This window comes from Candidatus Thiodiazotropha sp. AKIB8, from assembly GCF_058244675.1.
This window is the reverse complement of record NZ_JBSYOO010000024.1, coordinates 25,824-36,610: the sequence shown is the minus strand read 5'-3', so window position 1 is coordinate 36,610 and position 10,787 is coordinate 25,824. Positions and strand designations below refer to the sequence as shown.

At 47.3% G+C, this 10,787-nt stretch carries 4 protein-coding genes; all 4 read right to left on the bottom strand.

The genetic code is table 11. The annotated features are described in order from the left end of the window. Positions 1-396: 396 nt before the first annotated feature. The gene (locus AC4IFB_RS04635) at positions 397-3,807 is read right to left on the bottom strand and encodes an RHS repeat-associated core domain-containing protein (protein WP_490779507.1); all 3,411 of its coding nucleotides are present in this window, start codon (positions 3,805-3,807) and stop codon (positions 397-399) included. Positions 3,808-3,853: 46 nt separating this feature from the next. Next, positions 3,854-6,061: a DUF6531 domain-containing protein gene (locus AC4IFB_RS04630; RefSeq protein ID WP_490779506.1), complete on the bottom strand. Its 2,208-nt coding sequence runs from the start codon at positions 6,059-6,061 to the stop codon at positions 3,854-3,856. Between the two features lie 263 nt (positions 6,062-6,324). Further along, positions 6,325-8,202, bottom strand: a complete 1,878-nt coding sequence (locus AC4IFB_RS04625) for a DUF6531 domain-containing protein (RefSeq protein ID WP_490779505.1) — start codon at positions 8,200-8,202, stop codon at positions 6,325-6,327. Positions 8,203-8,665: 463 nt separating this feature from the next. Beyond that, complete coding sequence (gene pnp, locus AC4IFB_RS04620; RefSeq protein ID WP_490779504.1) at positions 8,666-10,768, bottom strand: polyribonucleotide nucleotidyltransferase; 2,103 nt, start codon at positions 10,766-10,768, stop codon at positions 8,666-8,668. Positions 10,769-10,787 lie beyond the last annotated feature (19 nt).

Sequence of the window (10,787 nt, the reverse complement as noted above, 5' to 3'; positions counted from 1 at the left end):
GCTTCCAAGCTCACTAAAGATTGACGGGCTCTTGTCATAACAACCTCCATGTTGTTTCTGATATTTCAAGATAAAACTTATCTTATTCGCGGATATGTTTCAATATTTTTACGGGTGTCCTTCATTTCTGACTTGAATTTATCAATATTTGTTGGGGTGTCCCATATCTTTAGTAGCGTGAGGAGAACAGACCGACTACTTAACAGACTCAATAAACGAAGGGGCCGTTGGCCCCTTTCGTTCTATGGATGACCCCGTCTATTTATTTTTTCTTTTTCATCATATATAGCGATACAGCAAGGAGCAGTGCATAAACACAGGAAAACAGGTATTTCTCGGTATATAAATGCACAAACAACAACAAAAACATCAGTAATGAGAGTAACGTGTATTTCTTCATTTTGAATTAATGCACGGATACATCATACAGACATATGAGCAGTGGACATACGCCCCACCAGGCGGCACAAAACCAACAATTGAACCAATAGTCGATACACTCCCAGTTCCAAACACTCCAGCTGCACTACCACCTAATGCTGTAACATTTACATTCCAACTAATAAGCCTATCAAAACATATTTTTGTACATTCTTGATGCGAAGGCGGTTCCTCACATTCATCACACTCCAGATCTGCATAATCGTTACCTCTCTGACTAGGCGGAAGACCCATCGATGAAGGACCAGGCGCTATGGGAGCACCATAGTCACCCCCACTGAAAAGTAACCCTTTAGGATCAATTTTATTCAGAGGATTCCCTTCCACATAAGCATAGGTATTCATGCCGCCATCAAGACCGATGGGATCAGACTGTAGATAACGTCCCGTGCTTGGATCGTAATCCCGGAAGTAGTTGTAATAGTTATTCGTTTCTTGGTCAAAGTATTGCCCAGGAAACCCCAACAACATCTCAACCTGCCCAACCAAACTCTCCCTCTCCCCAAACGGCTTCCGATCCACATCCCAGACCACCGCTTGCGCTTCATCCGTCGCTTTAACAACAGCCCCAAGATGATCCGTATGCAGATAAGCCAGACTCGCACCCGGCGTTCCACTCACCACCGTACTAGATGTCGCACCAACCCTTCTCAGGGCAAAGGGGTCACCTCCCACAAAACTCACAGCCTGAGCAAAAGTATGCCCCTCGATCCTCAGAATATCCACTGTTTCTGTGGCATGACCGGTCTCTGCTTCTCTAGATTGCTCTTCCTGTAGCCTTAACTGTTGTTCACCTTCGGTAATCGTTTGACTGAAATTACGCTGACTTAACTGATAGTTAAAACTGGCATCATAAAAATGGGCTTCGCCACTACCTGTCGGATTGTAGATCGCCAGATAACCAACGGTCTCTTCTCCATGACCATTATTCAAGGTCTCCTGCTCATAGAGCGCTGCTTCAAAACCGCTGGCTGAGAGATTTCTCACCCTAACAACCGTCACTTCAGGATCATTCTGACTCTGTTGCGTCAGGAACAGATAGGGGGTGGCAGTAAATTCCGACTCGAAACTGACATCTTGCCACTGCCGGGTTCCGCTCACAGTTAACCGACCTATTTCCCACACACTGCCATCTGCCTGAGAATAGCGACCTGGTGGTAGTGCCAGTAGAGAGATATCTTCTGTGGCGTGGGCACCATCAAGGTAGTCCCACTCTTTGGCCTGCACACTAACATGGCTCTTCTGGACACCACTCAAGCCAACAACTGCCCCCTGTCCACCATTCAACGTCAATGGGCTGGCGATCACTACAGGTGTAGCTGGATGCTGACCCAGATTCACATTCAGTGATACATGATTTGTCTGCACACTTTGTAGTAGATGCGCGGGCGCTGTGTAACCAGTTATCTGAGCAACCGGTTGCCCCTCCAGATAGACATATTCTCTTAGTGGGTCTCCGGTATGGTTATATTCTCCAAGCAGCGCACCACTTGGCCCGTAACGGAACCGAGTGATTGCACCATTGACAGTTTTACGTACCCGCTCCCCCTTACCGTTGTAGCCATAACTCGCCACGGTGCCGCCCTGGGTAAAGCTCACCATCCGATTCTGATCATCATAGGTGTAACCACCGATCAGGCTGCTGAGGGTATTACCCGCTTCATCATAGAGACGGCTGTCGGTGGTGCTGCCGAGGATCTCCTGCAGTCGATGGCTGCCGGTTTCGTAGTTGTAGGTTTCTGAAACACCATCTTCTGTTTTGTTAAGACGATTTCCGATTGCATCGTAGCCGTAGCCCAGGTCACCATAGGCACCGGTCGCGCTGGTTAATCTGTCCAGTTCGTCATAGCTGAAGCTCTGATCTCTGGCGGTCTGCAGCAGGTCCTGCCAGTCGGTGATATTGCCCACCGGGTCGTGGCCGTAGCTGTCATTGAGTACATTGCCCAGGGTTTGGGCGATGAGCTTGTAGTCCTGATCGAATGATCGGCTGAGTTGCAGACCGTTGCCGAAGTCCAGGGTGTTGATCGGACCGAACGGCAGCCGCTGGATCTGGCTGACGAGGGCCTGGGTTGTGCCATCGGGTTTTTCCAGGCTCAGGCCGGTGAGTTGGCCCTGGGTGTAGCTGTAGTGGACGATGTGCCCTGAGGGGTAGGTCTGACTGATGAGTTGGCCTTGAGGGTTATAGGTGTATGTAAAGCTTGTGACCACTGCATCCTGGCTGGTTCTGGTCTGCTCGATCAGGTCGCCGAAGGCGTTGTAGACGTAGTCGGTAGTGCCTTCCGCATCGCTCATTTGTGTGAGCTGGCCTATGCCGTTTACACCCTGGTCGTAGGTGTAGCTGACATTGAGGCTGCTATCGGGGTAGCTGATGGTTGTCAGTCGATTGAGAACATCATAGCTGTAGCTGGCGGTGACCCCGCGTGCATCGGTCTGGGTAAGGCGATTACCTGCTTCATCATAGGTGTAGGTGGTCACCCCGGTGTCGGGGCTGGTAACGCTGAGCAGGTTGCCCAGTTCGTCATAGTCGTAGATGGTGGTGAGGTTGGTGGGGTCGGTGACCTCGATAAGGTTGTCCTGGGCATCGTAACTGTATTGGGTGATGCCGTTCTTTGCATCGGTGGTCTGTTCCAGTCGGTCTAAGGGGTCGTAGTCCTGGACGGTCGGGTTGAGGTTGGCATCCAGGGTTCGGATGAGGTTGCCATTGGCATCGTAGTCGAAGTCGGTGGAGTGGTTCTCACTGTCGATCGACTGATCGAGTTGGCTGAGTTGATCGTAGACCTTCTGCTGGGTACGGGTGAGTGTACCTTGGGGATCACTCACCTGTTCATTGAGGCGGTTACCCATATCATCCAGGGTGTAGTCGATGCGATTGCCCAGTTGATCTTCCAGGCCGGTGAGGCGGTGGGCGGCATCGTAGTCGTAGCTGATGCTGTTGCCATCCGGGAGGGTGACCTGGATGAGGTTACCCACTGGATCGTAGTCGTAATCGGTGGTGCGGGTGGTTACGCCATCGCTGATGCTCTGTTGGGTCATGCGACCGCGCAAGTCGTAGCTTCTGGTGGTGGTCAGGCCGTTGGGACTGATGATGGTCAGGGGGCGGCCTGAGGCATCGTGGGCGGTGATCTGGGTCGCCTGGTCGAGGGCGTTGGTGACGCTGGTGCGATTGCCCTGTCCATCGTAACCGTAGGTGGTGATGTCAGTGACATCAACCCTGGGACCATCGATGGTCTCAATCTGGCCTAGAGTGGTGTAGGTATAGCTGATGGTGCGATCTGCATGTGCCGCTATTGGCGCTATCAGACCCAGGCTTAAGCCAGTCAATAGGCAGAGTGTTTTGGCGTTAATTGTCATGGTGGGTTTGCTCATGTCCATGTCCTTGCTTCTAATCCTGTCCTGATGGTTCAGTTGTAGGTTACTGCAGTGCGCTCTGGCTTTGGCTCTGTAGCCTGCCTTCAGTATCGTAGGTGTATTCTGTGATCTGCTCGGGTTCGGTTACTGTCAGCCGCTTGTTCAGGTTGACGTCCCAGGTTGTTGTTATCGTTCTGGCTTGGGGGGTGCCTGAGGCTTCGGTGCGGCTCAGTTCCCTACCCTTATTATCTCTGGTGTAGGTTGTGGTGTTGCCGTTCCAGTCGGTTTTGCTGGCGATAAAGCCGTTGTTGTCGTAGGTGTAGGCTTGGGTGTCGCCTCCGGCACAGGTGGTACAGCGATCGCCTTCGATGTATTCGACCTTCATCTGACCCCGCTGAACGGTGAAGTGGTAGATGCGTTCTGCGCCTACAGCAACGGTTACTGTGGTGGTGCCATCCGGGTTGTAGATGAATGATACCTGCTCAGCACTGTTGGCATGTTCAGAGAGGATTGCACGACCCTCAGCATCGTAGGCCCAGGTAGAAAAGCGGTCACCATTTTCATCGGTTATTCCTGAGAGGTGGTTTGGGAAGCGTGTATCTTCGTAATGATATTGGCGAGTACTATTGTCAGGATAGGTGACGTTGACCAAGCGACCAGCTGAATCGTAGCCGTAGTCTAGATCCCCATCCGGTGTATTAATCGTTATCAGGCGATCTGTCTCATCGTAGTGATATATCAGGGTATCGCCAAACGGGCCAGTTACGGTATCAAGATAGCCAAATTCGTTATAGGTAAACAGTGTGGTTTGACCTGAACTAATTGTACTGGTATTAAGTTTACCTTCGGAATCGTATGTCTCTACAGTTTTATCGCTAAGCGCGAGCGACCATCCAGTTGCAGTTTCAGAAAAAACTGTATTATTTTGATAAAGAGGCTGCCATTGACTATTTAGATACCGGTAAGTGTAAGACTGACCATTGGCAACATTGATATTTCGAATATTGAGACTGGTGCCCGCATTCTTCGCACCATTCATGGTGTTATGTATAGTTAACTTTGTTACATAAACTCCATCTTTTCTTATTTCACAGGCACCATCTCGATAATATGCAGTTGCGTTATCCAGCAGTCCCCCATAAATTTCATTTTTAATTGCTGTCCATCCGCTATAGCAAGCTTCACGAGGGGATGTGTAAAGAGGTGACTTGTTGCCTTTGTAGTCAGTATACGCCGGCTCCTTGTAACCATCTATACGATTTGCATAATTATGGCGCCACTGTGGACCCATTTGATCAAAGCCATCACCAATTGCTTGTGATGAGTAGTAGCGCTGTACTTTCAAGCTACCACCTGCTTGAGAATAATCAGTTTCTGTCTGAGTCTTATTGCCTGTAGCTGGGCTGCAGGGATTACCCTCTTCTGGACAGATCATTGGTTTTGGCGATAAATAATAGTATGGCTTGCCAACCACTTTAGCGGTTGTAAAGTTTTTGCAGAGCTTTTCACTATTAGAGAAGAATGTAGTTGGGTATTTGCATCCTATCTCACGTTTTCGGTAGTTATTTGTATTAATTTCAATAACATGACACCCCAAATAATTAGATGATGACGGAGGACGCGTATCAAAATGATATACTCTTGCATCTAAATAACGGAATCCGTAATTATCGACATTTATCGCACGTGGAATTGTCTTTGTCTGTGAATCTGTCCAACTTCCGCTATCTCTATCGACTTCATAATAAGGTGCACATTTATCAGGGTCTTGTAAAAGATTAATTTCGCGTTCTATATGGCAATCCAGTAAGTCAGAAAGTGACTCAGCATTAAGGCAGCCATGAGAATTATTCATGTTATATATCCATGGCCCAATATCCACGGGTGCATCTGGCACTTTAAAATTTATTACCACGCTATCTAAATTATTTATTTCTGATACCGGTTCAGTATAGAGATAGTCACCACCAAGATTTTTGAAGTCATTGATAGCTTCTATCTCGGCACCAAAAGTGCCACCAGATTCTGAGGGGTAAGCCTTCCAGCGCATGGGCTCTGCTGCATTCAGAGGTAGCCCTATTGCGCTCAAAGAACAGAGAAAAACAGCTGGCAGCAAAGAGAATAAATGATTTGAATAATATTCAAACCAGTACTTACATCCCTGATTAGTTGGCATAATTTCTTCCCTGCAAATATTGATTTTTAATTCTAAACTACATAGTCTTAAAATTACAAAAACAATTAGAAAAAGATTATTTTTTATTGTATTCAAGCAATGCTTACAATGTAACCATTCTGTATATTTCTTTCTCTTAGAGATAAACACTCTTTTTACTTTGGTGCGGCAGGGCCGCACCCTACACTTTACAGTTTCACTTTTTCTTGCAATTTCTCTTTAACATCACTCTCTTTCGACAGTATATCTTTGATTCACTCAAACCACTCTTCTAACATTTTTATTGATTTTGCCAGCCTACAATTCTCATGCATGAATAAAGATAAGCTATTTTGTGATATTCCTTTAGATTCAGTTTCTCATTGTGGTGCTCGTTGCTTTTGGTTGAGCAGTCGACCTGTTGGGTCGTAGCTGTATTCGGTAATCTGATTCGGTTCTGTAATGACCAGTGGTTTATTGAGATCTGTATCCCAGGTGGTGGTGATAGTTCTCGCCTGGGGTGTGCCTGAGGCTTCGGTGCGACTCAGTTCCCTACCCTTATTATCTCTGGTGTAGGTTGTGGTGTTGCCGTTCCAGTCGGTTTTGCTGGCTGTGAAGCCGTTGCTGTCGTAGGTGTAGGCTTGGATGTCACCACCGGAACAGGTGGTGCAGCGGTCGCCTTCGATGTGATCGACCTTCATTGCGCCCTGTTGCACTACAAAGTGATAAATTTGTTGCGCTCCTTTGGCATCCGTTACAGTTGTAGTGCCATCCGGGTTATAGGTAAACTCTGTTCTTTCAGCGCTACCTGCATGCTCTGAAACAATTGCCCTACCCTCCTCGTCATATTGCCAGGTGGCAAAACGATTACTACTTTCGTCTGTAATACCGGTCAAATGGTATGGGTAATCACTATCTTCATAGTGATATGTCCTTTCACTATTATCTACATAGACAACTAAAACCAACCGACCTTCGGGGTCATACTGGTAGTTAATATTGCCATCAGGCGTTATTATTGTATCGATTAATTCTTGACCATTATATTGATACTGCAATTGGCCACCGAATTGATCAGACACGCTCAGTAATTTATCATCACTATCGTAGGTATAAGTTAATATCGTACCGTTCTGGTACTGCTTTGATATAAGCAAACCATCAGCATCATACTCCAAGGTAGTACCATCACGATCTGTTATGATCAAACCTAATCCATTCTCTTGCAGCGTTTCCAATCCCTGATTGACATTTTCCCAATGCTCTTCCACTTTCACAAAGGTAAGAAAACTACCATTTGATCTGTTGATCTCAAGAACTGGTACTGATGCTTTATAGTCTTTGCGCGTATCAAGCGAGTTATGTATAACCAGTCGAGCAACGATTTGTCCATCCTGTCTTAATGAGCATATACCGTTGGAATATCCGGCCACTGCACCACTTAAAACGCCACGATAAGCAGTATCTTTAATAGAATTCCATCCAGTTGAACATGCTGATTGTGGTGTATTGTAGAGTGGCGAAATAGTTGTTACGTCTTTTATATCATTCCATTCCCAAAGGCCATCTACACGCTGAGAGTAGTTGTGACGCCAACGGCGTCCAATCTCATTTGTGCCATCCATGATATCCTGAGATTTGTAATAGCGTTTTACTTTTAAGATGCCATTTGCGGCAATATAGTCTGTTTCTGTCTCGATTTTGTTACCTGTTGAAGGTACGCATGGATTAGCAACCGTGGGGCACTGTTGTGGTGGAACTCCGATAAAATATTTTCGTTCGCAATGATACCAATTATCAGAGTTGCTTACCTTGCATATATGTTTTACCCGCTCATCATAACAATATGGAATAGGCATAGGTTTAACTGTTTTTAAAGTATTTGATGAGCCATCACAAGCATCACAAGCTTGCGTTATACTCGGATCGCAATGTCCTGGCCCGCCATGCGGGCATGCCTGATAGGCATCTCGATAGCAACTAATAACCACACTTGGATCTGGATTTGACTCGGTTGGGTCTGTAATGTAGCGCCACAAACCAGTGTATTCATAACTTGCAGGACATGCCCCAGTAGCCAAACTTTCTATAGTCGGTGGCAGATCTGTTTTTGTGAACGGATTAAAATACATTTTCTCCGCTTCTGGTAATAAAAATGGATCTGAACATAAAGCCATAGAGTTTTCTGAAATAAAAAGTGCATATATAAAAACAGAAAAACTTAAGATATTCTTGTAAGGTATTTTACTCAGAAACATATCTAGTCCTTGATCCCTATAATGTACAGACACAGCAATACTCAGGCTTTTCTGGTTTAGAGAAAAGCGCAGTAGCATCTGTTGAAATAGGGAGAAAAAAGGGTGTAATCTGATTTAAGAGATATGGATATCGATACTTTTTGCATCCCTGCTTTTTCTGCATGACCACTTCCTGTTATCTGTCGAATCGCGGTGTTTAAACTATATAGCCTGTTTCATTAAAAGACAATCGTAAGATCATTTTTTTATTTCTTGTTTAAATATTATAATTACAAGTTTATTAAAACCTATGATTGTTCAGTGGCATAGCTGGTTTTTTTGGTGCGGCAGGGCCGCACCCTACATTTGAATTAACTATCGTGAGTGGTTTTTTGGGGAGGTATTTTTTTATGCAAATAAAAAAGGGGCCTGTCGGCCCCTTTTCTCTGGCTGATTACGGGTCTGCTAAGAGACCCGGTAGTAATCAGGCTTCAGCTTCATCAATCGCCTTCATGCTGAGACGGATGCGGCCTTGCTTATCAACTTCAAGCACTTTAACCTTGATCACATCACCTTCAGACAGCTTGTCGCTGACCTTCTCCACACGTTCGTTGGAGATCTGTGAGATATGTACCAGGCCATCCTTTCCAGGCAGGATGGTGACAAATGCACCGAAGTCCATCAGCTTGGCTACCTTGCCTTCGTAGATGGTGCCCACTTCAACATCAGCGGTAATCAGCTCAACACGACGCTGCGCCTCTTCACCGGCACTCTTATCGACAGAGAAGATCTTGACCACGCCATCATCGGTAATGTCGACGGTGGCACCGGTCTCTTCTGTGATTGAGCGGATGGTAACACCACCCTTGCCGATAACATCACGAATCTTGTCTGGGTTGATCTTGAACTCGATGATCCGTGGCGCATGCTCTGACATCTGATTGCGATGGGTGTCGATGACACTGTTCATCTCATTCAGGATGTGCAGTCGTCCCTCTTTCGCCTGATCAAGTGCGATCTCCATGATCTCTTTGGTGATGCCGTTGATCTTGATATCCATCTGCAGTGCGTTGATGCCTTCGCTGGTACCGGCCACTTTGAAGTCCATATCGCCAAGGTGATCCTCGTCACCCATGATATCGGTCAGTACGGCAAACTTGTCGCCATCCTTGATCAATCCCATGGCTACACCGGCAATCGGTGCTTTGATCGGTACACCGGCATCCATCAGAGAGAGGCTGGTGCCACATACTGATGCCATTGAAGAGGAGCCATTCGATTCTGTGATCTCTGAGACCACACGAATCGCGTAGGGGAAGTCACCGATGGTTGGCATACAGGCCAGTACACCACGCTTGGCCAGACGACCATGTCCGATCTCACGACGCTTGGGGCTGCCTACACGTCCGGTCTCACCAACACAGAAGGGAGGGAAGTTGTAGTGCAACATGAAGTGTTCACGACGTGAACCTTCGAGGGCATCGATAATCTGAGAATCACGCTCGGTACCCAAGGTGGTCACAACCAGGGCCTGGGTCTCACCACGGGTGAAGAGTGCTGAACCGTGAGTACGTGGCAGTACACCGGTACGTACACTGATTGGACGTACTGTGCGTGTGTCACGTCCGTCGATACGAGGCTCGCCATCGAGGATGCGTCCACGTACTGTGGTTTTCTTCAGCTTCTCCAGTTGACCTTTGATGCTGTCTTTATCCCAACGCGGAGCGCCATCCACCTCTACGGCAGAGAGTTTCTCTACAGTGGCGGCAACTACTGCATCACTTGCTGCATAACGATCCAGCTTGTCAGCGATTTTGTAAGCATCGCCAATACCCTGTGCAGCTTCGGCTTCAACAGCGGCTTTCAGCTCTGCATCTACCTCTGGTGGGTTGAATTCAGTGACTTCCTTGTTGACTTCTGCTGCGAGCTCTTTGATCGCCTGAATCGCAACCTGTGACTGCTCGTGACCGAAGAGTACTGCACCCAGCATTACTTCTTCAGAGAGTTGATTGGCTTCTGACTCAACCATCAGCACCGCATCTTCGGTACCAGAAACAATCAGATCCAGATCTGATTTGTCGCTGAGGCCGATTGAGGGTGAGTTGAGAGTATATTCGCCATCCTTGTAGCTGACTCTGGCTGCACCAACCGGGCCCTGGAATGGCAGACCGGAGATGGCCAGTGCCGCAGAGGTACCGATCAATGAGGGAATCTCAGGATCAACAGCTGGATTGAGTGACATGACAGTGATAATCACCTGTACTTCACTGGTAAAGCCCTTTGGAAAAAGGGGACGAATCGGACGATCGATAAGACGTGCGGTAAGGATCTCTTTCTCGCTGGGACGCCCTTCACGACGGAAAAAACCGCCAGGGATCATACCCGCAGCATAGGTTTTCTCTTGATAATCGACGGTGAGCGGAAAAAAGTCGCGGGGTACGCTACTTTTCGCTTCGACCACGGTTACCTGTACGACGGTGTCATCCATGTTGACCATGACAGCACCATCTGCCTGCCTTGCGATCTCACCAGTTTCGATGGAGACCTTATTGTCTCCCCATTGGAATTCTTTCTTTATTAGTGTCACGTTGAATCCTTGGATACTC

Excerpts from the sequence above, each read along its gene's own strand:
- AC4IFB_RS04625 (WP_490779505.1), bottom strand. The coding sequence starts at position 8,202 with ATGTTTCTGAGTAAAATACCTTACAAGAATATCTTAAGTTTTTCTGTT.
- AC4IFB_RS04635 (WP_490779507.1), bottom strand. The coding sequence starts at position 3,807 with ATGAGCAAACCCACCATGACAATTAACGCCAAAACACTCTGCCTATTG.